This is a genomic window from Herbaspirillum sp. RTI4, from assembly GCF_034313965.1.
In the GTDB taxonomy this organism is placed as follows: Bacteria; Pseudomonadota; Gammaproteobacteria; order Burkholderiales; family Burkholderiaceae_D; genus Herbaspirillum.
This window is the reverse complement of record NZ_JAVIWQ010000002.1, coordinates 1,711,738-1,736,323: the sequence shown is the minus strand read 5'-3', so window position 1 is coordinate 1,736,323 and position 24,586 is coordinate 1,711,738. Positions and strand designations below refer to the sequence as shown.

The following is a 24,586-nucleotide window of genomic DNA, read 5'->3' as shown; positions in this document are numbered from 1 at the left end:
TATGGCCGGAGAAAATCATTTTCTGACGGACATCTCAATCTTACCGATATGACACGCGACACAATGCTGCACACCTGTTTCAACCCACCGCAACCGTCAAGCAAGGGCCTAAAGAGCAACGCGCCAGTGAAAACCGGAATACTAAATAAGGAGTAATGATGGGATTGTTCGACATCTTTAAATCGCAGTGGTCAGCGGAAAAAATGACGCAGGAAGATCGCAAAAAACTGTTTTGGTATCTCCAACGCCGAACCAGTTATACCGCCTGGAAAACTGAGGCGGATGCATTCGATGCGTTTGCAGCGATCTATAAAAAACAGATGATAGAGGAGCCCGTTGCAGAGGCTGTGACGGGCCCGTGGGGTACAAATTGGGAATCATTTTATCCACGAATTCTCAGGGCACAAGTCGAATACGAAGAAGGTCTGACACGGTTAAAGCAAGGGGATCGCTCCGTATGGATTACCAATCCACGAGATGTTTTGGGGAAAGCGCAAATTTGCGCAAATGCTTGGTTTGATAACTTGCTTAATCATGGACCACAGGGCGATAAATATTTCGAAGGAAAATATGTTCCCGAATTAGAAAAATCAATTGAGGCCTGGGGCGACGCTGCGTCCGAAGTAGGAGGGCTATATTCACTAAATTCGACCAGACCCGCACCGGAATGCTGGACCACCTGGTGGCCCGATGTCTTCGCCAAGCTGCCACTCCCCACCCGCTTGCCAGAGGTCCCCGTCCCGGAAAAAGAAGTCCGCATCAGAACCAAGGAAACCGTCCCGGTTTCCGGCATCTATGAGCCGCAGATGAAAGACGGCTGCATGAATTATCTCCATGCCGGCACGTCTGCGCCGACCATGGAACTCACCGATGGCACCTACGTAAAAGGCGCGCCAATTGCCGTCACCTGGAAACTCCTCTGGCAAGACACCCGCTATCTTGACGGCGTCATTCCCGCAGAAGAAGCCCAGTATTTCCCCCCTAAGAAGGCCGTCGTCGAACGAGTCAGCGCGCCGATTCCCTACCGGAACGATCCCGAGCTAAAAACCGGCAAGCTGTGTTCCCGGACCGGTCACTGGATCGTGTTAGGCGACTACCTTCACAAAGTCTGGTTTGTGGAAGGCGATGTGCTGCCACAGGCGAAAGGACGCGATGTCACCTGGTTGTGGGTCAATACCTGACTTTTTTTATGGTCGAAAAAAGTGGCAACCTGCATCTCTTTCCTTGACCATCACCGATCGATCAACACAAAAAATCTGCCCGGCTCCAGCGCCCCTCTCAGTCAATGATGATCAATGATGGTCAATGATGGTCAATGATGATCAAACCAGATTTTCCACTGCGGCACAGCCGTGGCAAACGTCCCGCGATGCGTCGTCGGTCCGGTAGAGACGGCCTCTACCGTCGAATTGCCCGTACCCATAGCCTGCGCATACGTCATTGCCATGCGCCCTACGCCGACCGTGATGGCCTCGTCGGTTTCGCCATAGTAGTTGCGCACCGGCGACTTAATCACCCAGCGATACGCCTGCGTTGCGGCAATGAGTTTGCCAAAGGCGGAGTTCGCAAAATACTGCGGATCAAAATACGCCGGCTTGATCAGTTTGTGCAGATCGACGGGAATGTCTGCCGGATTGAACGGCTCGCGGTCGTAGGCTTTCTTGGCGATGTCGTAGTACTCGTCGGTCAACACAGAATGCGCGAGTCCCGGTACGTTGTAGTAGTTTTCAAACGCAAAGGCCGAGAGGAGCATGATGCTGTTGAGCCAGGTCGCGTCGAACTTGCGGGGGAAGTTCAGAAAGCCTTCCATCAATGCGTAGACGTCCAGCGGCGCGCTGGCTGTTGCCGCTCCCAGCACTTTGACGCCGGCGCTTTCGAGCTTTTCCAGAAACGCCATGGTCACAAATCCGCCCTGAGACCAGCCCGAGATAAACAGTTTGCTGTTAGCAATTCCCATCTTGTCGAGCACGCTGCGCGCGGCGATGAGCATGTCATAGGTCGCCTGCTGATGGCTGCCCTTCACCATATAGCCTTCGTGCTCAGTCGAGGTGCCCAATCCGAAATAATCGGCACCGATCAACAAGTAGCCCTGCCCCGCAAACTGCGCAATCATCAATTGCGTTTCGGAGGATTCGTCGGGGAAGGAAGGCACTTCATGTCGCCCGTAGACCGTCCCGTGCTGATACGACACCATGGGAAGCGATTTTCCCGGCACATCGGGAATGGCCAGCAGACCGGAGGCCAGCGTCGGCCGGTTGCCCGCCTCAGGAATCACGGAGGGGTAAGTGACCCGATACAGCAGCACCGCATTGCGCGCCGGAGTGTAAGTAACGGGAATGCCGGAAAATTTCTGCGTATCGACCTGAAGAATCTTGTTGAGCCGGCTGATATCCCAGCGCTCCAGAAACTCATATTTCACACCGGAAGTGACAGGAAGCGGAGGGCTTTGCTGCGCCAGTACTGAAGAGTGAAAGAAGGTCATACCGAGCATGAGGCTCGCCATTGCACATACGCGAGAAAAAGCAGACATTATTTTTTACCTTATGAGAAATTTTTAGATCAGCATTCCAGAGCTTATTACAACGAAGAATTTTTCAATTCGGCGTTTGCGTTGTTCCAGCGAAAAGCGATAACACCGTATTCGACCTGCTCAATCGTTAAGGCCTCAATGTCCATGCACCAATTTCCAGACCACATAGTGAGCAGGCCGTAACCCATAGCGCGCCAGTACCCCCTCATGCAGCCGCTTGAGTTCTTCAATGATCAGTGCCTGCACACTGGATTGTTCGCTCTCTGGCACATGCTCCTCCACCGATCGCTGAATGCCGGAGAGCGGTTCACGTTCGGGGTGAGTGACGACTTCACGGATAGTTTGTTTGATGAAATCACGCCAGGCCAAACGAAGCGGGTCGGGTTCCACCAGGTCTTGCTTCATGACCAGATATTCCTGTGTCGAGCGCTCATAGGCCCACACATACAAGTCGCGCAGAAGCTCGACGCGGGTCATTTCGCACACCCCGAGCGTGGCGCGGCTATAAGCCTGCGCAGGTACATCCAGAAAAGTCAGCGGGCATAAATTGGCGCGAAACAGCGGCAGATTGGCCGCTAATCGCGATGTGCGCTTATTGATGTCGGCAAAGGGTTGCAGGTAAGGCAAGTGCACCATCATGAAAAAGGACTGCTCAAAAGGATCGCGAATCTGATTGGCCTTGTTGAGCAATGCATCCAGCGCGTCTTCAATTTGCTGCGGCGTTGATAACGGGCGATAGACGCTTTTACCAATATCCACCGCATGCTGACGAATTCGCCCTTCATCTGCGGGATTCGGCAGCAAGTTTTCCGCCAGGGCGCTGTGCAGATTCATCAGGGTATAGCGATTGAACTCGGCACTATCGATGTTTTCGACCAGCAATTCGATGGCCGTCTTATGGTTCAGAATCATCTGTGTTTCGATGACCGCCTTGCCGCGCGCAGCTCTGCCATGCTCGATGAGCTCGCGCGTATCGAGACGCGAATAGGTATTGCCTTCCAGATGACTTGATGCCCAGGACAAGTCGATCAGCAAGCGGTCAAGAATAGCGCGACTGTAAGTGCCGGCAGGCTCGTCCACGTCCGCAGTTTTCCCCATCGTGTGCAATTGACGGCGAAGTGAGGCGGACAGGTAGTAAGTATCGTTAGGCTGATAGGCCGCCAGAAAATCCCGCTGGTAAGCCACCGGTTTACGCGCCTCCGGGACTTGGTCGATATAGCCCAGGATGTCCTGGCTGTCCGCTGACAGAGGGATAAAACGGGGGAAGATATCGGCACTGGCGACCGAAATAGCAGAGCCGGTTTGGGTACCCACTCCGAAATAGCGACGGGCTCTGCCCTCCCCCTGCGCGATAACTTGCCCACTCTCAATCAGCTTCGCGATCAGGCGCTGTGCCGTACGTCTCGGGATGTCGGGGTGTCCGGTCAAGAGCTCGGACAGCGTCACTCCACTGCCGGATAACTGAATGCTGTCGAGTAAGTCGGTAGTGGAGGACATGGAAGAATTGGCGCAGTTTGAGTTATTTATGGCGCAATTATGACGCGATAATGGCGCAATTATCGAAACTGCGCCATTTTTACAGGGGAAAAGTGGCGCAGTTCTCAACGCAATGCCCATTTCCAATGATTCAAATTCTCTGTCACGGATCAGCGAATAATTGGCCGGACTTTCCCTATCGATCAACTCCCCCGATAAGTCGAATACGCCCACGGCGATACCACCAGCGGCACATGGTAATTCTGCTTAGCATCAGCGATGCCAAAAGCAATCACCACCTGATCCACAAAACGCGGCGACGGCACCTGCAATCCCTGTCCGGCAAAATAATCGCCCGCGCCAAACACCAGTTCGTAGCGCCCGACCTCCAATGCCTCGCCCTCTAGCAGCGGCGCGTCGCAGCGCCCGTCCTGATTGGTAAGCGTCGTTTTGATCAGCGTTTTGCCGCTGTCCGTCACCCGATACAAGCTTACGGCGACGCCCACGCCGGGTTTGCCCTGGGTGATATCCAAGACATGCGTACTCAGTTTTCCCATCGCCATTTCCTTAGTCATTATTTCGGTAGCTCACCGGAGCCTTATAATAATTCGAATTCCGCCTAGGTTGACCTGCTCTTTGTTTTTAAGTACGGCTCCACCTTATTCAATACGCCTCCCCCAACAAAAAGGATCAGGCCGCATCAGCGTCCGATGACAACATGAGCTCCCTGGAACAACTGAACCGCTGCGACACCGCCGCTTTCGTCGATACCTTGCAAGGCATCTATGAGCATTCGCCCTGGATTCCGCAACGCGCCGCTGCGCTGCGGCCGTTCCGCAACCTGACCGCGCTGAAACTGGCTTTGCAAGACATTGTCGTCGCCGCCACCCGGGAAGAACAACTGGGTTTAGTCCGCGCCCACCCGGAACTGGCCGGCAAAGCCGCCCTCGCCGGCACACTCACCGAAGAATCCACCGGCGAACAAGCCAAAGCTGGCCTGCATCTGTGCAGCCCGGAAGAATTCGCCCGTTTGCAACAACTGAATGCGGATTACCACGCCCGCTTCGGCTTTCCCTTCATCGTCGCCGTCAAAGGCCCCACCGGCAACGGCCTGACGCGGCAGGAAATCATCAGCCGCTTTGCGCGTCGCCTGAAAAATCTGCCGGAAGACGAACTCGCCGAAGCGCTGCGTCAGATCGGCCGCATTGCTGAAATCCGCCTCAATAGCCTGTTCGATGTCACACCCGCACTAGGCAACACCATCATGGAATGGGCCGAAGAAATCGGCCAGTGGAGCGACGATGAGCAAGGTCTGACCTGCACCTTCATGAGCGCAGCCCACCGCCGCACCGCAGACAGGCTGCGGCAATGGATGCGTGACGCCGGTATGCAAGCGCATATCGATGCGGTCGGCAATGTAGTCGGCCGCTACCTGTCGCACGATCCGCACGCCAAAACCCTGCTCACCGGCTCGCATTACGACACGGTGCGCAATGGCGGCAAATACGATGGCCGCGAAGGCATCCTGCTGCCGATCGCCGTGGTGCGGCATTTGCATGAACGCGGCGAAACCCTGCCCTTTCATCTGGAAGTCATCGCTTTTTCGGAGGAAGAAGGGGTGCGCTTCAAAAGCACCTTCCTCGGCAGCAATGCCGTCAGCGGCCATTTCGACCCTGCGGTACTCGATCTCTGCGACCGCGACGGTGTCAGCATGCGCGAGGCGCTGACCGCCGCCGGTCACGATGTCGCCGCCATCCCCGCCATTGCCCGCGATCCGGCCAGCCTGCTCGGCTATGTCGAAGTGCATATCGAACAGGGGCCGGTGCTGCTGCAACGCGGCTTACCGGCAGGTATCGTCACCTCGATTGCCGGGGCATCGCGCTATCTGGTTGAACTGCGCGGCGTGGCCAGTCACTCCGGCACTACGCCGATGTCCATGCGCAAGGACGCTGCCGCCGCGGCGGCGGAAATACTGCTCTACGTCGAACAGCGCTGCGCTGAAAACCAGGAAGATTCACTGGTTGGCACCGTCGGCCAGTTGCAGGTGCCGAACGGTTCGACCAATGTGATTCCGGGCGCCTGCGTCTTTTCACTCGATATCCGCGCCGCGCGCGATGAAGTGCGCGATGCGGCCGTTGCCGATGTTTTGCAAAGACTGGAACAAATCTGCGAGCGCCGCCGTATCGAATCCACCGTCGAAAAAACCGTCTGCGCCGCCGCCGCCCCTTGCGCGCCGTGGCTGATGCAGCAACTCTCGGCGGCGACCGAACGCGCCGGTGTGCCACCGTTCGCACTCGCTTCCGGCGCCGGTCACGACGCCATGGCGATTGCCGCCATCAGCGACGTCGCCATGCTATTTACCCGCTGCGGCAATGGCGGCATCAGTCACAATCCGCTGGAAACCATGACTGCCGACGACGCCGAAGTGTCGGCGCAGATCCTGCTCGATTTCCTGCGTCATTTCAGCACTGCCTCCTCGGCGTCATGAGCACCACCCTGCTCATCAAAAACGCCCGCGTGCTGGTCACCATGGATGCGCAACGGCGGGAGATCGCCGATGGCGCTGTCTTTATCCGCGACCATGTGATCGAACAGGTCGGCCCCAGCAATACCCTGCCGGACAGCGCCGACGAAGTGATCGACGCCACCGGTCACATCGTGCTGCCCGGTCTGATCAACACTCACCATCACATGTATCAAAGCCTGACGCGGGTCATTCCTGCGGCGCAAAACGGCGAACTGTTCAACTGGCTCAACAATCTTTATCCGATCTGGGCCAATCTGACGCCGGAGATGATCCGCATCTCCACGAAAACAGCGATGGCGGAACTGATGCTGTCCGGCTGCACCACCAGCAGCGACCATCTGTACATTTATCCGAACGGCTGCCGCCTCGACGACAGCATCGAAGCAGCGCAGGAAATCGGCATGCGTTTCCATGCCGCGCGCGGGTCGATGAGCGTCGGCCAGTCCAAAGGCGGCTTGCCGCCCGACCGCGTGGTCGAAGAAGAGAAAGCGATCCTGCGCGATACCCAGCGGCTGATCGAAACCTGGCACGATGACCGTCGCCACGCCATGCTGCGCATCGTCGTCGCGCCCTGTTCGCCGTTTTCGGTATCGCGTGACCTGATGCGCGAAGCGGCCATTCTGGCGCGCAGCTACGGCGTGTCGCTGCATACGCATCTGGCGGAAAACATCAACGACATTGCCTATAGCCGCGAGAAATTCAACATGACCCCGGCGCAATATGCGCAAGACTGCGGCTGGGTCGGCCACGATGTCTGGCACGCCCACTGCGTGCAGCTCGACGACGACGGCATCCGGCTGTTTGCCGCGACCGGCACCGGGGTGGCGCACTGTCCCTGCTCCAATATGAGACTCGGCTCCGGCATCGCGCCTGTCCGCAAGATGCTCGATATGGGTGTGGCGGTGGGTCTCGGGGTCGATGGCAGCGCCTCGAACGATGCCGGTCATATGCTGGGCGAAGTGCGGCAGGCGATGCTGCTGCAGCGAGTCGGTTTCGGGCCGGACGCGATGACTGCGCGGCAGGCGCTGGAAATCGCCACGCTGGGCGGTGCGAAAATACTGAATCGCGACGATATCGGCGCGCTGGCTCCGGGCATGTCAGCCGATCTGGCGATCTTCAGTCTGGACGGCATCGGTTTCGCCGGGGCCTTGCACGACCCGGTTGCCGCGCTGGTTTTTTGCACCCCGCCCAACGTGGCCTACAGCATCATCAACGGCCGGATAGTGGTGCGCGACGGTCACTGCACCACGCTCGATACCGGCATCTTGTGCGAACGCCACAATACGTTGGCGCATACGCTGGCGGAAGCGGCGCATTAGGGGGCCACTAGACTGCCATGACCCGATGGAACCTTGAAATTTGATAGTGCGCATTGTTGAAAATGCCAATACTGCAAGTGCCCTGCCCTCAAAAGGGGCGGGCATTGAGTAAGCACTCTGGAACCGCTGATGAAGCCTGGCAAGCTTCGCTGCAAAGGGACCGTCGTCAGGTCCTGCTGTTGCGACGCACCGTCACTGCATCGGAGGTTCTCCATCAACTTTCGTAAGGATTTTTAACATGATGCCTCCCACCTCCGCAGGCCCTTCCTCGCATTCTGTTGCATCAGCAGCTCACCAGCTGCGAACACAAGATCTGAATCAAAACCCGATGACCAGCCCCCCCAAGGCAGCATCCTCTGCCCAGCCAGAGGGGCTTCAAATGAGATCTGGCGCGCAAGGCAAGGTCAGACCAAGAAGCGCGACCGTACCGGGCAGCGCTGATTTGTTGTCGCAAAGTAGCTTAATCAGCGGTTTTCTGAAGGCGTCCGGCAATTGTTTCGATAGCCCTCTATTGCTTCAGGAGTACACCTCTCCGGCTCCTGTCACCAAACACAACGTCACGAAACTGTCGGAAAAAGAAGTCCAGCAGTGCATCAATGAAATCATGGAGGGAAAAACGCAGCAGTCGGTGGCATGGAAATATGGCGTGAGCGCATCGACCATCGGCCGTTATTTCAGAGACCATATTGATAGACAGGCAGCACAATTGAAGAAAATGGAAGCCCAAACTCACCCAATATTCCGCATTACCGCAGATGTCGCAGTTCAACATGAAGTGGTCTTGGTCGACAAGGAATGCCAGACCGATAACACCGGGCAAGTCGCCATTACCTACAGAACGCAAGGCACCAACACCGAAGCCCCTTCCGTCATCCGATACGCCCGTTCTTCGCGGGTGTAACAACTAAGCTGCAAACTCAGCTACCAACTAAGCTGCCGGTTCACTCCTGGATGTAAAGCAACCTTGCCCTCTGGCGTGGTTCCTGCTTTAAGGTTTGGACCGGCAGTCATCCCTTGCCCCATCGTTTTTTGTTCCCGTCTTGTTCCCGAAAAGTGACTTTCTTTATTGTCGGATGACATTGTTGCGCAGGAATGTCGCCTGAATATTCATAGGGATTTCCGCTATGACATTCTGATAACAATCGTGGCCATTTCGGATAAAAAGCAGGCGCGGGCAACCGTCAGGCACGACATAAAAAAACCCGGCTGCATTCTGCCGCTTTTGCAGTAAGCTGAAAAAACTGCAACACAACCTGGCAAACATCATCATGTCCGAACCGATTCGTTTTTATCATCGCGGTGCCATTCAAGAAGTGGCTGCCTCATCGTCGACTCCGATCACCCGCACTGTCTTGCAATACCTGCGCGAAGACCTGCACTGCACCGGCACCAAAGAAGGCTGCGCCGAAGGCGATTGCGGCGCGTGCATGGTCGTGGTCGGCGAATTGCACGGCGACCACCTCAGCCTCACTACCATCAACTCCTGCATCCAGTTCCTGCCCACGCTGGACGGCAAGGCGCTGTTGACGGTGGAAGATGTGAAGCAAGCCGACGGCGCATTGCACCCGGTGCAACAGGCCATGGTCGAATGCCACGGTTCGCAATGCGGATTCTGCACCCCCGGTTTCGTCATGTCCTTGTGGGCCTTGTATCTGGAACAGGAAAACGCCGCTCTGCCGCCCAGCGCCAGACAGATCGATGACGCCCTGTCCGGCAACCTGTGCCGCTGCACCGGCTACCGCCCCATTATCGACGCCGCGCACCGCATGGGTGCATTGCCGCCGGCTCCATTCGACCGCGAACAACTCATCGCCGCCCTGCGCGGCCTGCAACGGCAAGAACCGCTCAGCGTGACAGAAGGCGGCCGGACTTTCCACGCCCCGCGCACGCTGGAACAACTCACCACGCTGCGCAGCACACTACCAAACGCACGCATTCTGGCCGGCTCCACCGATGTCGGTCTGTGGGTGACGAAACAATTGCGCGAACTCGGCGACCTCATTTACATCGGCCAGGTCGCGGCATTGCAAACCCTTTCAGAGCAAGACGGCTGGATCGACATCGGTGCCGGCGTCTCGCTGGAAAAAGCCTATGCCGCGCTGCATGCCCACTATCCGGAAGCCCTGTCCGAACTGTGGCAACGCTTCGCCTCGCTGCCTGTACGCAATGCCGGCACCTTAGGCGGCAACCTCGCCAACGGCTCGCCTATCGGCGATTCAATGCCGTGGCTGATCGCGCTGGGTGCGCATATCGTCTTGCATGGCAGTCGGGGACCACGCAGCATGCCGCTGGAAGATTTTTATCTGGCCTATCAAAAGTCCGCCTTGCAAGCCGATGAGTTCGTTCGAGCAGTGCGAATTCCGCTGCCGCGCAAGGGCGTGGCACTGCGCATCTACAAACTGGCGAAGCGCTTCGATCAGGATATTTCCGCCGTCTGCGCCGCCTTCGCCTGCACGCTGGAAAACGGCAAGGTAGTCGACGCCCGCCTCGCCTACGGCGGCATGGCCGCCACGCCCAAACGCGCAGCGCTGGCCGAAGCCGCGCTGCAAGGAAAACTCTGGAACGAAGAAAACGTCCGCGCCGCCATGGCAGCGATGGCACAGGATTTTGCGCCACTGTCGGACATGCGCGCCTCGGCCGCCTATCGTCTTAAAACCGCGCAGAATCTGCTCTACCGCTACTGGCTGGAAACCCGCGCCGACGCGCCCTTGCCGCCCAGTTCGCTGCGCGCTTTCGCCGTCGCTGCAGATCGCCTGAAGGTCGCGCCATGAGTCTCCCCACAACATCCCTCCCGAACGCCCTTTCCCCCAGCTCCGAAACAGCATGGGCTGAAACCGGCAAAGCGCACCCGCATGAATCGGCCATCCTGCACGTCACCGGCGAAGCGATCTACACCGACGACATCGCCGAACTGCACGGCACCCTGCATGCCGCGCTGGGCCTGTCGCAAAAGGCGCATGCCCGTCTGCGCTCGGTCAATCTCGACAAGGTCAGGGCCGCGCCCGGCGTGATCGCCGTCCTGAGCGCCGCCGATATTCCCGGCGTCAACGATTGCGGCCCCATCGTGCATGACGATCCCATCCTGGCCGAGGAACTGGTGCAATACGTCGGCCAGCCGATTTTTCTGGTGGTGGCGCACAGCCATGACGCGGCACGCCGCGCTGCGCGTCTGGCCGTGATCGACTATGAAGAATTACCGGCAGTACTCACCCCGCGCGCCGCGCATGCCGCGCAATCGTATGTAGTGCCGCCGATGCGTCTGCAACGCGGTGATCCCGATGCCGCTTTCGCCACTGCCCCACACCGGCGGCAGGGGCAGTTCGATGTCGGCGGGCAGGAACAGTTTTATCTGGAAGGACAGATTTCTTACGCCATCCCCAAGGAAGGCGGTGCGCTGCATGTGCATTGCTCGACGCAGCACCCGAGCGAAATGCAGCATCTGGTGGCGCACATGCTGGGCTTGTCTTCGCACCATGTGCTGGTGGAATGCCGACGCATGGGCGGCGGCTTCGGCGGCAAGGAATCGCAATCGGCCTTGTGGGCCTGCTGCGCGGCGCTGGCAGCGGCGCGCTTGCGTCGTCCGGTAAAACTGCGCGCCGATCGCGACGACGACATGATGGTGACCGGCAAACGCCATTGCTTCGCCTACGACTACGACGTGGCTTACGACGAGAGCGGCCGCATCCTCGCAGCGCGGGTGCAAATGATTGCGCGTGCCGGTTACTCGGCCGATCTATCGGCGCCGGTAGCGACCCGCGCCGTCTGCCATTTCGACAATGCCTACTATTTGTCGGATGTCGATATCCGCGCCGTGTGCGGCAAAACCAATACCCAGTCGAACACCGCCTTCCGCGGTTTCGGCGGCCCGCAGGGGGCCATCGCCATCGAATACATCCTCGATGAAATCGCCCGCGACCTTGGTCGGGATGCGCTGGCCGTGCGACGCGCCAATTTTTATGGCGACAGCGATGGCGAAGATCGCAACGTCACCCACTACGGCCAGAAAGTTGAGGACAATGTGATCGTCGCGCTGGTCGATGAACTGGAAACCAGCAGCAATTATCAACAGCGCCGCGAGGAAATACGGCAATTCAACGCCGGTAGTCCGATATTGAAAAAAGGTCTGGCGCTAACGCCGGTGAAGTTCGGTATTTCCTTCAACGTGCCGCATCTGAATCAGGCGGGCGCGCTGGTACATGTGTATGCCGATGGCTCGGTGCTGGTCAATCATGGCGGCACCGAAATGGGTCAGGGGCTCAACACCAAAGTCGCGCAAGTCGTGGCGCAGGCGCTGGGCGTCGCGCTGGAGCAAGTGCGCTGTACCGCTACCGATACCAGCAAGGTCGCCAATACCTCGGCCACAGCCGCTTCCACCGGTACCGATCTGAACGGCAAAGCGGCGCAGAATGCGGCCTTGCGCATACGTGAGCGGCTGGCAGAAATCGCAGCGAAAAAGTTTGACTGCGCACCGGCGGAGGTGATTTTTGCCGACGGCATCGTGAGCGCTGCGGGGGCGTCGATGCCATTTCCAGAATTGGTAATGCAAGCCTATCTGGCCCGCACCCAGCTCTGGTCGGACGGTTTTTACTCCACGCCCCGGGTGCACTGGGACCCCAAGACCATGACCGGTCACCCTTTCTATTACTTCGCTTACGGCGCGGCGGTCGCGGAAGTGGTGATCGATACGCTCACCGGCGAATCCAAAGTGCTGCGCGCCGACGTGCTGTACGACGCCGGCGAATCGATCAATCCGGCCATCGATATCGGCCAGATTGAAGGCGGCTTCATTCAGGGCATGGGCTGGCTGACTACCGAAGAACTGTGGTGGAACCCGGAAGGCAAGCTGATGACGCATGCGCCATCGACCTACAAGATCCCGGCGATCTCGGATTGCCCGGCCGATTTCCGCGTCGCGCTGTTCAAGAACAGCAATGTGCAGGACAGCATCCATCGTTCCAAGGCCGTGGGCGAACCGCCGCTGCTGCTGCCGTTTGCAGTTTTTCTGGCGCTGCGCGACGCGATTGCCGCTGTCGGCAACAACCGCATTCATCCACCGCTGCGCGCACCGGCTACCTGCGAAGCGATACTCGACGCGGTAGATGCTGTGCGCGCCGCGCTGGCCTGATCGGGGAAGCTGAACTATATGAACAACTGGCTTAGCGCACTGAGGCAATGGCACGCGGCGGGAACTACGGCGGTGTTGGTGACGGTGGCCAACACGCAAGGCTCCACCCCGCGCAAGGCAGGCGCACGCATGGTGTTTAGTGCGGGAGATCAGTGCGACACCATAGGCGGCGGTCATCTTGAATGGCGCGCCGCGCAGATTGCTCGCAGGATGTTGGAAGATGCGCTGGAAGCCGAGTCGGACGCTCCCGCCGCCCGCCGTCGTCTGGAACGCATCGCGCTCGGCCCCAGTCTGGGGCAATGCTGCGGCGGCGCGGTGACGCTGGCCTTCGAGCGCATGGACGCAAGGGATGCGGCGGACAGCCGCATGCTGGATACGCTCCACCGCCACGAACAGCAAGGTGTCGATCTGTGGCGCAAAGTATCCATCGACGACCCTTCCGCCCCCCCCACACTAGAAGCCGACTCCTTGGCTATGCCGGGGGCGTATACCGCAAGTGACACGCATATCGCGCAAGATGCCCAGGGGAACCGCTGGCTGTACGACCACTGCCGGGCGCAAAGGCCGCAAGTCGTGCTGTTCGGCGCAGGACATGTCGGAACGGCACTGGTGCGTGTGCTTTCCACGCTTCCCTGCAGCGTATTGTGGGTCGATGAGCGCACCGACCTCTTCCCTGCCGACTTGCCGCCGCACGTTATGATCGAAGCGACCGACACGCCGAACGCCGTTGTCGATCTGGCCGAACCCGGCGCTTATTTTGTGGTGATGACGCACAGCCACGCACTGGACCAGCAATTGACCGAGCGTATTTTGCGGCGTAGCGATATGGGCTGGTTCGGGCTGATAGGCTCGCTGAGCAAGCGCCGTCAGTTCGAGCACCGTTTGCGCGAGCGCGGATTCGACGATGTAGCCGTCAATCGCATGACTTGTCCGATTGGTATCGCCGGCATCAACGGCAAGGAGCCTGCCAGCATTGCCCTGTCCGTTGCGGCGCAACTGTTGCAATTATGGGAACGGCAGGCCTTGCATCAACATAGCCCGGACATTCACCGGCTTCTCACACAGTAGCGTCGATCGCGACTGGCATTTCCTTTTCGATCGCAAGCAGAATGACAAAAAAAATATGAACGATACCCCTCCCACCCTGCAAGCCTACCGCGCCAGTGTGCTGCATTTTGTCAACGATCCTGCTTTCGACGAGCAGGCCGTGCGATGGCATGCCGATGGCTTGCTGCTCGTTCAGAACGGAAAAATTCTGGACGCCGGCGATTACGCTCGTCTGCTGCCCACGCTGCCGGTCGGCACAGCGATTGAGGACTGGCGCGGCAAACTGCTCATGCCCGGCTTCATCGATACCCATGTGCATTATCCGCAAACCGACATCATCGGCTCGCCGGCACCGGGCTTGCTGCCGTGGCTCAACACCTATACGTTTCCGGCGGAACGGCGTTTTGACAACAGCGCCCATGCAAGCGAAGTCGCTGACTTTTTCCTGCGCGAACTGCTGCGTAACGGCACCACCACCGCAGCCGTGTATTGCACCGTGCATCCGCAATCGGTAGACGCGTTTTTCCAGCGCAGCGATGCGCTCAATCTGCGCATGGTGGCGGGGAAATGTCTGATGGACAGGCATGCGCCGGACTTCCTGCTCGATACCGCCGAGAGCGGCGTGCGCGAAAGCGAGGAACTGATCCAGCGCTGGCATAACAAGGGACGTCAGCATTACGCCATTACCGTCCGCTTCGCGCCGACGTCGAGCATGGCGCAACTGAAGCTGGCGGGGGAACTGGCGGCGCAGTATCCCGATACCTATATTCAAACCCATGTCGCTGAAAATACCGATGAGGTGAAGTGGGTCAGGGACTTATTTCCAGACAGCCGCAGTTATCTGGATGTCTACGATCAGGTCGGGCTGATGCGGTCGCGGGCCTTGTTTGCCCACTGCATCTGGCTCGACGATGCCGACCGCGCCCGTATGGCGGCCACGCAATCGGTGGCCGCCGTCTGCCCGACGTCCAATCTGTTCCTCGGTAGCGGATTGTTCGATTTTGAAGCGGCCGACAGAATGCACATGCCGGTCTCTCTGGCGACCGATGTGGGCGGCGGCACCAGTTTTTCTATGCTGCAAACCATGAATGCGCTCTACAAGGTAGGGCGCATGGGCGGCACCCATCTACCCGCGCTGCGCATGTTTTACATGGCAACGCTGGGCGGCGCACGCGCCTTGCAGCTCGAAGGAACGATAGGCAATTTTGTAGCCGGCTGCGATGCCGACTTCATCGTTGTCGACCTGCAATCGACTCCGCTGCTGGCGCGCCGCAGCGCCACTACCGGCACGCTGGAAGAGCAATTGTTCGCGCTGGCTATTCTGGCCGATGATAGGGCAATTGCGCATACCTACTCAGCCGGCGTATGCGTGCATAGCCGTACGGCGTGAGGGAGTCTCCGGGATTTTTTTCTTGACCGGTGCATTCAATAAGCGATCAATCTGGTTGACCTTGAGTTCAAAGGGCGTCGAATTGAGCCCCTTGTTGAAGGACGCCAGACTTTTCATTTCTGAAAAATATTGCAAACCCTCCAGGTAATTTTTCAGCAGACTGTTGCCGACGGTATTGTCCCCCTTGTTTTGGGTGAAATAGTCATACCGCTCAGTCGCGCTCATCTCCTTGGTTGCCGCACGGGCAAGCGCAATATTGCGCCTGAATTCGACATCATCGAGGCCATTCTGCTGGTACCTCTCCAGCACCGGGGCAGAGAACGATTCAGCGGCGAGCGCATTGAAATCATCGCCCGTAAGGCCAGGGCCATTCTGTCTGATGCACTGCATGGTGGTCAGCACGTCCAGTAAGTTGTCGTTGGAAAAATAATGATCGATCAGCATGGTGCGTAAATCCGTCGCTTCCCGGAACTCGGCAGGGAATTGCAGCGTGTCGTCAAGCTTGTGCATCAGACCGGCTTCTTTCAGATAATTTTTCAGGGTCGGATATTGCAAGAGATGAATTGCGGGGTCATTGCCCAGCACCGTCTTCACTACCGCGTTGGAGGTCAGATCGGCGCTGAACATGGGGGCGATGCTTCCTCCCGCACCGGCGGAAAATCCCAGATCGGGATTGATTCTTCCGCTGATGGTGCGGCTCACCTCTTGCTGGAGGTATTGCCGGAACCACCGGTCAGAGTGATTGGGTTTATGCAGGCGCAGAGTGTAGGAATGTCCGCCGGTCCAGGATACGCCGGCCAGCGACAGCTCGAGTCCGGCAGCGATGCCGCTGTCGGCAAGGTTGCCATGCCCGAGTTCGCTGAAGCGACGCTGGATCAGATCGATAAAACTGCGTACCGGTAATTCAAACAGCCCGGTTCCGGTCAATTTAAACGAGAGGTCGACGAACTCGCCGTTCCTGGTGTAGTTCGGATGCTGCGCTATTTTTTGATAGGACACGTCGACGGAAATGGCGGCCGTCTGCGTCAGTTGCGATGTGACCAGGGCCTCGTTGAACGGTGTGGGTGCCAACGCGCCACTCTGCGATACCTGCTCCGTAAAAGCCGGGGTAGCACTGAGACCAAGGTTGATGCCTACATTGAACGAGGCGTTAATCTTACGTCGTTCCAGTTCGGCAGAAACGGAGAGCACCGATTTTTTGTAGAGAAATTCTGGCGACATCAGCAAGGCAGGCTCAATCACACGCTGACTGAGATTTTCCCATTCCAAGCGAACAGAATCTTCTGAGAGGGCATGTTCATCCATATGCTGCCGGAGTACGGCCAGACTGAGCGAAAGCGCATTCCAGCAGCATCCGATAAATTCTTCTGGGTGAGCGAGGGCCAGTTCCGTCATGTCGCGCATATATTGATTGCTCTTTTTTGTGTTGCTTGCTGCGGCGAAAAATTCTTTTACCAGTTTTCCGGCGCTCTCTTCGGCAATCTGCCTGCCCAGCTGACGCGCGCCCTGGCGACTCATGGACATCGATTTTCCTGCCAGCAAACCCCGGGCTTGCTGTTCGAACCCCTCTATATCCAGCCTGACCTGCGCCAGCACCTCTGCCAGCTTATGCCGACCCTCCGTCAAAGCATGGCGGATTTGCTGCGGATATTCCGCAATCAGGGGATTGCTGGCAAAGATAGTCTGTAGTCTCTGCTCGGTTTGTTTCGCATCGGCGCAGCCTTTACTTATCGCTTCATGCGGAGCCATCCACAGACCGGCAGGCACAAAACGATACGCCACGCTACCCGCCACTGCGGTCGTCGCCCCGGTGGAGATATAGGGTTGATTACCCGGTAGTGAACTGAGCATTTCTGTTTTTAAAAAATCTGCTCTGACCCTGCCGTCGACACGGCTTTCATCCCATTTACCATCGAGAACGATACGATTGAGTCCACTCGGTTTTTGCAGCGCGGACAGGTTGCCGTAATACGTCTCCAGTCTGTTTTTCAAGTGGTTGAAACTTTGATGGCAATTTTCACGGATCTTTGTTTCCGGGCCCTTGAACAGACTGCGCGAGTCTCGGAAATACGTTCGCCGGGTACTCAGCATTTCCGGCACCAGTTCTGGCATTGCGCCTTTTTGCAATTTTTCAGAGGTCAGTTCGGGATGCATGTCCTGCGGCAAACAACAGCCGAGGAAGCGTTGCTTAAGTGAATACCGCACGCGTTTCAGGCCGTTTCCTATGGCAACGCCGGCGCCGGTCGTGGTCAGATTGACGCGCTGTTTTTTTTCTTCTTCATTGCCGCGGCGGTAGCGTTCACGACCAAGCTGCACTACTTTCTGGTTCATTGTGCGCACGTCGGCGGTTTCATAGAGGTCTCCCCGGATTTTTTTCACTCCGGCTGAGCCTTTCAGTCTGGCGGCTTTCATGCCCGAACCACCGACGGTGGCGCTTACATTAGCGCTGGCGCCCCGGCTTCTGAGTCTGGCATAAATAAGATCGCCATCATGGTCCTTGACCATGAAATCGGTGGTATCTCGCGACACCCCGACACCCATTTTCAGCCCTATCCTGGCGGCACAGGCATCGAAACCGAGCTTGAGATTGACATCCAGTCCTGTAGTGGAATTCTCTTCTACATAATTATTGAGTTCATGATCAAGATGAGGCAAGGCGTGCTGCATTCTTTCTGTGGCGGCATCGGCATCCTGATCGTAAATGCCGATGCCGTGCTGATGAAATTCCACCCGCGCCATTTGCGTAATGACATTGGCGAGTTCCTCGATGGCGAAATTGGAGCGTCCGTTTTTTCTGTTCAGATAATGCGCGAAGCGCAAACTCCACGCGATCGATTTCAATTCACTGTAAAGATGCCGGCGATTGACGCGGTGGTTTTCATCTTCATTGACGGCCTGACGATTCAGACTCCGGCTCAGCACCGATGTTTTATGCGCGGCCAGTCTGAGCGCCGCGCCAGATAGCGGACTGAGACCGTATTTTGCGGCGCGCTGATAGTGGCCCATCGTCTGTTTTATGTCGCCAAGCAGGCAGCTCATCGCTGCCGGATTGAGTTCTCCACGCGTGTCGTACAGAGGTTCATTGGCCTGTATTTTTACTGGCGTACGTTTGCTGTCGGCGCAGGGAATGTCGGTGTCGAAGCTGGTGAATCGAGAACTCAATACCGTGATGTCAACAGGTTTGGCGCCACGCAGTCTTGCTGCGAGTCTGGAGAGGCCTCCAGGCTGACGTGCAATGTCAGACTGAGCCAAAGAGTAGGACGAGGCCATTGAAATAAAAGAGAGGCGCATGGCGTTTCTTTCACCGTAAATAAATGAAATCAATTAATTCCTGTGCCATTCCCATTTCCCTGCACAAGAATAAAGACCCTGGAACGACAAGTAACTTGCGCTCAAGGAGCGCGTCCCCTGCCGTTCTCAGGGAACATCTACTGCGCGGAACATCCGCCAAGTTTCTGAGTGAAGGTAGGTTCCCCTTTTGGGAGTACGTGATAAAAAAATTGACCAGCCCAGCCTGCTTATGGCAAACCTTGTCGGCCAATAAGGATTGGCGTTGTGCGCGTGAAGCGTATTTTTTATTTCTCCCATGACCCGCTTGTTGTTTGGCCGGATTTACTTGAGACGTCCTGTATTTACAATATTTTCTTTAAAACAGTTCATGTGGAACATCCGGGCAAAATGGCTGTTTATAAAGCTTTTTCCCTGTATCCCTCTTATTTCCCTGTACGCACAAACCCCTGTAACAGCGGGCCTACATTGGCTACGCAGTCAAATCGGGGCCTGCCCATGGAGCGCTTATCGTGATTTTGTTTTTCCAGTAGCAGACAAAAATAACTTTGTCAGCGTGTACCCTTAAAGTAATGGTCGGACCAGTTATTTACAAGAATACAAATATGAAATTAAAAATTCTTTTGAAATCGACTTAACTGCGGGCGCAGTTGTACGGGCAAGTCGGTGTGATTGCGCAAATGCAAGAGATTGCCTGCCTGGCAATACGAACAGGGGGGACGACTCAGGTACGCCGCTTGACTCAATTTGTCATGCGCGCGCAGTTTTGGGAGGGGATGGAGGTGGAGGTGTTGCAGATCCGGCGCAATCCAGTGGTTTATTTCAAAAGTGAATTTTCTTCGCTGATGAATAGAGCCATGCGCCTTGCAGATACGCGTCCCGGAGGGAAACACATTTCACAAATGAAACGTCAACAGATCCTCGTGTTCACTAGGAAAAAAGAATGGCGCAGACTTCTTCAAACTGCTGATCCACTTCACTGAAGAGATGAATGAGAAGGTCCTCATTGAGCTGTATTTTGTTCCATGCTGCTGGTGCGACTGGCGGGACGAGGTCCTCTTCGTTGCCGCAAAAATCAAGTCCATGCGCAATGCAATCGGCCAGATTAACAATTGCCACAAGCCCACTGGCGCTGCATTTTTCGGGGGAATGATGGTGTTCGACCGCATCCAGAATCAGACTGGGGAAATTCCAGTGCTCCATCATGGCGCGGCCGACAAGCATGTGGTCGAGTCCCAGCACGGCTCTTTCGGCCTCGAATAAATAACAGTCATTTTCCTTGCGGTAAATGATGACCTCTTCGTAAGCAGGAGCAGCATGCGCCGCCAGCACCAGCCGACCTATGTCGTGCAGCAATCCGCCAATAAATGCCTGATCCGGATTGACCGACAATCTGGCTCCCAGCGCCCTGGCACACAGCGCGGTACCGATCGAATGCCGCCAGAAAACAGTGAAATCGAGACTGCTGCCGGCCGAGCCTGTGAATTTTTCCGTGACCACTGCGGCCATCACCAGTACCCGTACGCTATCGAGGCCGAGAATGCTGATCGCTTGCCGGATGCTCATCACTTGCCGCTGCATTCCGTAAAACGCCGAGTTTGCCAGGCGCAATATTTTGGTAGTCAATGCCTGATCCTGCTCGATTTTATGCGCGATGTAATGCGCGTCTTTATCGTTCAGATTTTGCATCAACTGAAGTACGACTACTGGCAGGGAGGGCAAGTCGTGAATGCCGGTAATGACATCGCTCAGTTCCAGTTTCACTTCCCACCTCGCCGGTAGCGCACCAGTGACTCGTACAAAAGCGCGGCTGGCGCGATCTTCCCGCAACGGCGGAATAATCGATCCAAGCGAAGCAGTTGACGTGCGCAATTGTCGCTGATAGCCGTGCTTTCAGCGACCGGCTCCAGCGCCGATGGAGTGCTGTACGGCTCCTGCGTGCTCATGACCCTCGTCCCGGCGACTTAATGAAGGTCATTAATTTACCCTGCGATTGCGAGCTCTCTCCCATCGAATGCAGGCGTACATCAAACCGTTCTCCGCTGATCTCGACGGTAGAAGGTGTGCCGTCTTGTCGCAGTTGTTCCCATGCGGCCGGCATGGATTGCTTGATGTCCTCGCCCAGCAGCGGCCGGGTCAGGCCTGAAAGCGATTGCGCCGCCGCGTTGGCCAGGACAATGGTATCCGTCTCATCCAGACCAATTACCGGCACGGGCAGATGCTGCAGGATTTCATGCACGATTTTCAGACTGATTTCGTGGGTTCTGATCATGGTTTCTTTGCGCTGGAGAACGGCATCCAGCTGTCCGTTCATGAGTTCCAGTCCGGCATTGGCTTTGCTCAGTTTTTCAGTGAGCTGAAAAATTTCGTCCTCAAAAAATTTCTTTCTGAATGCTTCCGCGATCTGTTCGGATAGCTGGACGTCATCCCAGGGCTTGGTCAGGAATTTATAGATGGAGCCTTCATTGACGGCGGCTGTGACGGATTCGAGTTCGGTATAACCGCTCAGAACAATTCGCACCGAATCGGGATGGGTTTTTTTTGCAATCCGGAAAAATTCAACCCCGCTCATGCCGGGCATACGTTGATCCGAGACAATCACATCCACATGCGTCTTCGACAATATTTCCAATGCCTCTGCACCGCTATTGGCCATCAGTATGGTGTAGTCGTCGCGCCGTAAAAGCCGGTTAAGCGCCGACAGAATATTTTTTTCATCATCCACCAGCAGCAGGACACGCGAGGCGTTGTCTTTGGGGCCGTCGTCGTCCGGGAGGCTCATGATTTGATTGCTTCCATAACGGGATCGCTATCTGCGTCTTTGTCCGGCTCTTGCAGGTTGACCCGACGGATCATGATGAATTGCGGCAAGCGCTCCAGTTTCTGCATTTGGATAAGGTTGTCGATATTCTGCGGCTTCAGTACATAATCCTTGGCCAGCAACAGGATGCCATCGAGCGTCATCAAATCATCGGCCAGCTGCATTCCCTCCATCAAACCTTGCACTTCCACTTCGAGCGTGTCGAGCGGACGGCTCAAGCCTTCTCTCACCATTAACTGCAGAAAAGCCGTCACCACGGCAGGATCATAGCGCCGCTCGCTTTGCGATTTGATAACACTAATGGCTTTTTCATTGGACAAGGGCTGCGTGGAAATTGCGCCCGTGCGCAACTCTTCAAAATCGCGGATCACGGCCAGTATTCTCGCGCCGATAGGGATGACGTCGCCGGCAATGCCATCCGGCGTTCCTCTGCCGTTATACCGTTCATATTGATGGCGAATGATGCGGCCGGCTCCGTTGAATGCCTCCACGGGAGTCAATACCGCCTGTCCTTTCAGAGGATGCGCCATGTAAACCCGGGCTTCCTCCTGCGTCATTTCTTCCATCGGCTTGCGCACCAGCTCATCGGAAAGACCGATTTTTCCAATGCCATGCAGCAAACCGGCGATCATCAGTTCATGTTGTCCATGCTCGCTCAATTGCATGGCACTGCCCAGCTTGCGCGATAAATCACCGATCCGGCTGGAGTGACCGCCAAACGCCCCTGAGCGTAGTTCGATCATGCTGGAAAACACCTTGAGCATGGTCAAGAAATTTCTTTTGGTATCTTCTGCGGTGCTTTCCAGAAACAAAACGGTCTGGCGGATTTCTTCGGTCCGCGCTATCACCTGTGTTTCGAGATTGAGGTTAAACGCAGTCAACTCTTCGTTTTGCTGCCGCACGATTTGGTTGAGTCGCAGCGTCTCTTCCGAAAGGCGCACTGCTTCTTTTTTCAGAAGACTCTGCTCAAGTCCGCTTTTGACAATCATCGATAGATTGCGCTCGTCCCAAGGCTTGTTGGCGTAATGGTAGACGCCGCCGTCATTGATGGCCGCAATGGTGGCATCGATTTCGGCATAGCCGGTCAGCAGAATACGTACCGTATCGGGATACAGATCTTTTGCCAGAGCAAGGAATTGCGCGCCGTTCATGTCGGGCATGCGCATGTCTGAAATGATCAGGTCGACCGGTTCGGTGGCCAGCACCTCCAGACCTGCCGCACCGCCCTCCGCCGTCAGAATTTTGTAACCGTAGGGCCGGAACAAACGTTTGAGCGATGACAGGATGCTGCTCTCGTCATCCACCAGCAAAATCACGGCAGGTGGGCTGTTATCGGCAGGGTTCTGCGGATTGAGGTCAGTGTGGTTCTCAGCCATGTTCGTTCTCGTTTGCGTTAAAAAACTTGCGCGAAGGATATTCGCCCGGCAATGACGATGCGACTGTTGCATCACAGAAAAATCCTGGCAAATTAATGAGGTAGTTCGTCAACCGCGGTAATTTCATCCCGGAGCCGCTGACAAATCTGCCCCACGGATTCTCTGTTTTTCAAGAATACCTCAACGCAGAGCGGGTCAAAGTGACTGCCCGCGCCCTCTTGCAAAAACAGCATCGCCCGCTCCAGCTCCCACGCCTGCTTGTAAGGTCGCGCCGTGGTAAGCGCATCGAACACGTCCGCCACACTGATAATTCGTGCATACAAAGGTATATCCTCGCCCCGTGTCCCGCTAGGATACCCGCTTCCATCATATCTTTCATGGTGGGACAAGGCAATGCTCGCCGCCGCCCTCAATAACGGTGAAGTTCCTCCACTCAAAATGGCCGCACCAAGGGCTGGATGCGTGCGCATGATCGCCATTTCATCGTCATCGAGCCGCCCTCGTTTGAGCAAAATCCTGTCGGGAATACCCACCTTGCCGATGTCATGCAGCGGTGCGGCATCCCTGACGATGGCGCACTCTTCCTCGCTCAAACCCAGCTCAGTGGCGATCAGGTGCGCGTAAGTGGCCATGCGCAGCAGATGGCCGCCGGTTTCCTCGTCCCGACACTGTGCGGCCAGAGACAGGTAGCGAATCGATTCCAGATCGCGCCGCTCAATTTCCTTGCTGGCGTTTTTGACTTGCTCGGCGAGTACCTCAGCCTGCGCAATCAGTTCTAACTGATTCTTGCGTAGCGCAAGCATGTTGCCCACCCGCGCGCGCAGCTCGGCCCGGTTCACCGGCTTGGCCAGAAAATCGGTAGCACTCATTTGCAAAGCGGAATTACGCAGCGCAGTTTCGGCGGCGGCCGTAATCATGATCAACGGCGTCGTTGCCTGGCCTGGCAACTGGCGAAAGAGCGAGAGGAATTGCAAGCCATCCATCTGCGGCATCATGTAGTCGATCAGGAGCAGATCCGGCTGCTCGGTGCGACACCATTCCAGCGCCCGCATGGGATCCGTGAATTCCGTCAGCACCACATTAGGAACGCCGTCGAGCAAATGGGCGAGCAAGGCTACATTGGTAGGATCATCGTCGAGCAGCAAGATGTTCATATTGGCTTTCTCATTTTATTAATGTATTCATACAAGCGCGCGAATGCGGAAAGCATGGCCTCGCGTAGCTGTATCAGTCGTGATAAATCCTTCTTGTGAGCGGCACTCTCGACCTCACGAGCGAGCCCGCTCAGCTCTTCCACGCCAAGGTTGACGCATGATCCGGCGAGTCTGTGGCCCAAGGCCGCAGCATGTTCAAAATCTCTATTGCCGATTGCCGTCGCTAACTGATCAAAGGTTTCGGGCGTACCGGACAGGAATAAATCGAGCATCTTGCGCTGTACTCGCTCATCATCCGAAAACAAATCCTGTAGCCGGTTCAGGTTCAATACCGCCAACGCCCTGGAAGAATGCGCTTGCTCAGGCAAGGCGTTCTCAGGGATGCCGATGCCGTCCGAGCCAACTCGCGTTTCATTCCCATCCACAGCAGAACCAGTGTCGCGCGGCTCCGCGCCACCTTGGGAATCGTTTTCATCAAACTCACCGCTGATTCTCATGTCAGGACAACTTTCTTGATCCAAATTTATTACGAA

General features: G+C 56.6%; 17 protein-coding genes. 8 read left to right on the top strand and 9 right to left on the bottom strand.

Translation table 11 applies throughout. The features are described 5' to 3' along the window. Positions 1-155 precede the first annotated feature (155 nt). Positions 156-1,181, top strand: a complete 1,026-nt coding sequence (locus tag RGU70_RS07915) for an Imm72 family immunity protein (protein ID WP_322208850.1) — start codon at positions 156-158, stop codon at positions 1,179-1,181. A 131-nt stretch (positions 1,182-1,312) separates the two neighbouring features. On the opposite strand, the gene RGU70_RS07910 is transcribed toward RGU70_RS07915, so the two are convergent. From RGU70_RS07910 to uraH, 3 genes are all read right to left on the bottom strand, one after another. Beyond that, on the bottom strand, positions 1,313-2,491 hold the full coding sequence (locus tag RGU70_RS07910) for an alpha/beta hydrolase (protein ID WP_322208849.1): 1,179 nt from the start codon (positions 2,489-2,491) through the stop codon (positions 1,313-1,315). Positions 2,492-2,665: 174 nt separating this feature from the next. Then, positions 2,666-4,027, bottom strand: coding sequence for a Fic family protein (locus RGU70_RS07905; protein WP_322208848.1), 1,362 nt, complete (start codon positions 4,025-4,027; stop codon positions 2,666-2,668). Between the two features lie 182 nt (positions 4,028-4,209). Beyond that, the gene (gene uraH, locus RGU70_RS07900) at positions 4,210-4,563 is read right to left on the bottom strand and encodes a hydroxyisourate hydrolase (RefSeq protein ID WP_322208847.1); all 354 of its coding nucleotides are present in this window, start codon (positions 4,561-4,563) and stop codon (positions 4,210-4,212) included. 161 nt (positions 4,564-4,724) lie between these two features. Between uraH and RGU70_RS07895 the strand changes: the two genes are divergently transcribed. The 7 genes from RGU70_RS07895 (at position 4,725) to guaD (ending at position 15,414) form a co-directional block, all read left to right on the top strand. After that, positions 4,725-6,494 carry an allantoate amidohydrolase gene (locus tag RGU70_RS07895; RefSeq protein ID WP_322208846.1) on the top strand — a complete coding sequence of 590 codons (1,770 nt, stop codon included), beginning with the start codon at positions 4,725-4,727 and terminating at the stop codon, positions 6,492-6,494. Beyond that, positions 6,491-7,852: an 8-oxoguanine deaminase gene (locus RGU70_RS07890; RefSeq protein WP_322208845.1), complete on the top strand. Its 1,362-nt coding sequence runs from the start codon at positions 6,491-6,493 to the stop codon at positions 7,850-7,852. The genes RGU70_RS07895 and RGU70_RS07890 overlap by 4 nt, the downstream gene beginning before the upstream one ends. 379 nt (positions 7,853-8,231) lie before the next feature. Beyond that, a complete protein-coding gene (locus RGU70_RS07885) occupies positions 8,232-8,753 on the top strand; it encodes a hypothetical protein (protein WP_322208844.1) in 522 nt (173 codons plus the stop codon). 367 nt (positions 8,754-9,120) lie between these two features. Next, on the top strand, positions 9,121-10,623 hold the full coding sequence (xdhA, locus tag RGU70_RS07880; RefSeq protein WP_322208843.1) for a xanthine dehydrogenase small subunit: 1,503 nt from the start codon (positions 9,121-9,123) through the stop codon (positions 10,621-10,623). Then, entirely contained in the window at positions 10,620-12,977 is a 2,358-nt protein-coding gene (xdhB, locus tag RGU70_RS07875) for a xanthine dehydrogenase molybdopterin binding subunit (RefSeq protein ID WP_322208842.1), read from the top strand. Before xdhA ends, xdhB begins: the two co-directional genes overlap by 4 nt. Before the next feature lie 18 nt (positions 12,978-12,995). Then, on the top strand, positions 12,996-14,045 hold the full coding sequence (gene xdhC / locus RGU70_RS07870; RefSeq protein ID WP_322208841.1) for a xanthine dehydrogenase accessory protein XdhC: 1,050 nt from the start codon (positions 12,996-12,998) through the stop codon (positions 14,043-14,045). Between the two features lie 55 nt (positions 14,046-14,100). Beyond that, positions 14,101-15,414: a guanine deaminase gene (gene guaD, locus RGU70_RS07865; RefSeq protein ID WP_322208840.1), complete on the top strand. Its 1,314-nt coding sequence runs from the start codon at positions 14,101-14,103 to the stop codon at positions 15,412-15,414. On the opposite strand, the gene RGU70_RS07860 is transcribed toward guaD, so the two are convergent. From RGU70_RS07860 to RGU70_RS07835, 6 genes are all read right to left on the bottom strand, one after another. Next, positions 15,379-18,705: a hypothetical protein gene (locus RGU70_RS07860; protein ID WP_322208839.1), complete on the bottom strand. Its 3,327-nt coding sequence runs from the start codon at positions 18,703-18,705 to the stop codon at positions 15,379-15,381. The two genes, guaD and RGU70_RS07860, sit on opposite strands and share 36 nt — an antisense overlap. Positions 18,706-19,632: 927 nt before the next feature. Further along, positions 19,633-20,574, bottom strand: a complete 942-nt coding sequence (locus RGU70_RS07855) for an HDOD domain-containing protein (protein WP_322208838.1) — start codon at positions 20,572-20,574, stop codon at positions 19,633-19,635. A gap of 70 nt (positions 20,575-20,644) precedes the next feature. Continuing rightward, complete coding sequence (locus RGU70_RS07850) at positions 20,645-21,484, bottom strand: response regulator (RefSeq protein ID WP_322208837.1); 840 nt, start codon at positions 21,482-21,484, stop codon at positions 20,645-20,647. Continuing rightward, positions 21,481-22,899, bottom strand: a complete 1,419-nt coding sequence (locus tag RGU70_RS07845) for an HD domain-containing phosphohydrolase (protein ID WP_322208836.1) — start codon at positions 22,897-22,899, stop codon at positions 21,481-21,483. Before RGU70_RS07845 ends, RGU70_RS07850 begins: the two co-directional genes overlap by 4 nt. 92 nt (positions 22,900-22,991) lie before the next feature. After that, positions 22,992-24,053 (bottom strand): HD domain-containing phosphohydrolase, encoded by a 1,062-nt coding sequence (locus RGU70_RS07840; RefSeq protein ID WP_322208835.1) that lies wholly within the window; start codon positions 24,051-24,053, stop codon positions 22,992-22,994. Continuing rightward, entirely contained in the window at positions 24,050-24,550 is a 501-nt protein-coding gene (locus tag RGU70_RS07835; RefSeq protein ID WP_322208834.1) for an Hpt domain-containing protein, read from the bottom strand. The genes RGU70_RS07840 and RGU70_RS07835 overlap by 4 nt, the downstream gene beginning before the upstream one ends. Positions 24,551-24,586 lie beyond the last annotated feature (36 nt).

Excerpts from the sequence above, each read along its gene's own strand:
- guaD (WP_322208840.1), top strand. The coding sequence starts at position 14,101 with ATGAACGATACCCCTCCCACCCTGCAAGCCTACCGCGCCAGTGTGCTG.
- xdhA (WP_322208843.1), top strand. The coding sequence starts at position 9,121 with ATGTCCGAACCGATTCGTTTTTATCATCGCGGTGCCATTCAAGAAGTG.
- RGU70_RS07895 (WP_322208846.1), top strand. The coding sequence starts at position 4,725 with ATGAGCTCCCTGGAACAACTGAACCGCTGCGACACCGCCGCTTTCGTC.
- xdhC (WP_322208841.1), top strand. The coding sequence starts at position 12,996 with ATGAACAACTGGCTTAGCGCACTGAGGCAATGGCACGCGGCGGGAACT.
- RGU70_RS07885 (WP_322208844.1), top strand. The coding sequence starts at position 8,232 with ATGAGATCTGGCGCGCAAGGCAAGGTCAGACCAAGAAGCGCGACCGTA.
- RGU70_RS07840 (WP_322208835.1), bottom strand. The coding sequence starts at position 24,053 with ATGAACATCTTGCTGCTCGACGATGATCCTACCAATGTAGCCTTGCTC.
- uraH (WP_322208847.1), bottom strand. The coding sequence starts at position 4,563 with ATGGGAAAACTGAGTACGCATGTCTTGGATATCACCCAGGGCAAACCC.
- RGU70_RS07905 (WP_322208848.1), bottom strand. The coding sequence starts at position 4,027 with ATGTCCTCCACTACCGACTTACTCGACAGCATTCAGTTATCCGGCAGT.
- RGU70_RS07910 (WP_322208849.1), bottom strand. The coding sequence starts at position 2,491 with ATGCTCGGTATGACCTTCTTTCACTCTTCAGTACTGGCGCAGCAAAGC.
- RGU70_RS07845 (WP_322208836.1), bottom strand. The coding sequence starts at position 22,899 with ATGGCTGAGAACCACACTGACCTCAATCCGCAGAACCCTGCCGATAAC.
- RGU70_RS07850 (WP_322208837.1), bottom strand. The coding sequence starts at position 21,484 with ATGAGCCTCCCGGACGACGACGGCCCCAAAGACAACGCCTCGCGTGTC.
- xdhB (WP_322208842.1), top strand. The coding sequence starts at position 10,620 with ATGAGTCTCCCCACAACATCCCTCCCGAACGCCCTTTCCCCCAGCTCC.
- RGU70_RS07860 (WP_322208839.1), bottom strand. The coding sequence starts at position 18,705 with ATGCGCCTCTCTTTTATTTCAATGGCCTCGTCCTACTCTTTGGCTCAG.
- RGU70_RS07890 (WP_322208845.1), top strand. The coding sequence starts at position 6,491 with ATGAGCACCACCCTGCTCATCAAAAACGCCCGCGTGCTGGTCACCATG.
- RGU70_RS07835 (WP_322208834.1), bottom strand. The coding sequence starts at position 24,550 with ATGAGAATCAGCGGTGAGTTTGATGAAAACGATTCCCAAGGTGGCGCG.
- RGU70_RS07915 (WP_322208850.1), top strand. The coding sequence starts at position 156 with ATGATGGGATTGTTCGACATCTTTAAATCGCAGTGGTCAGCGGAAAAA.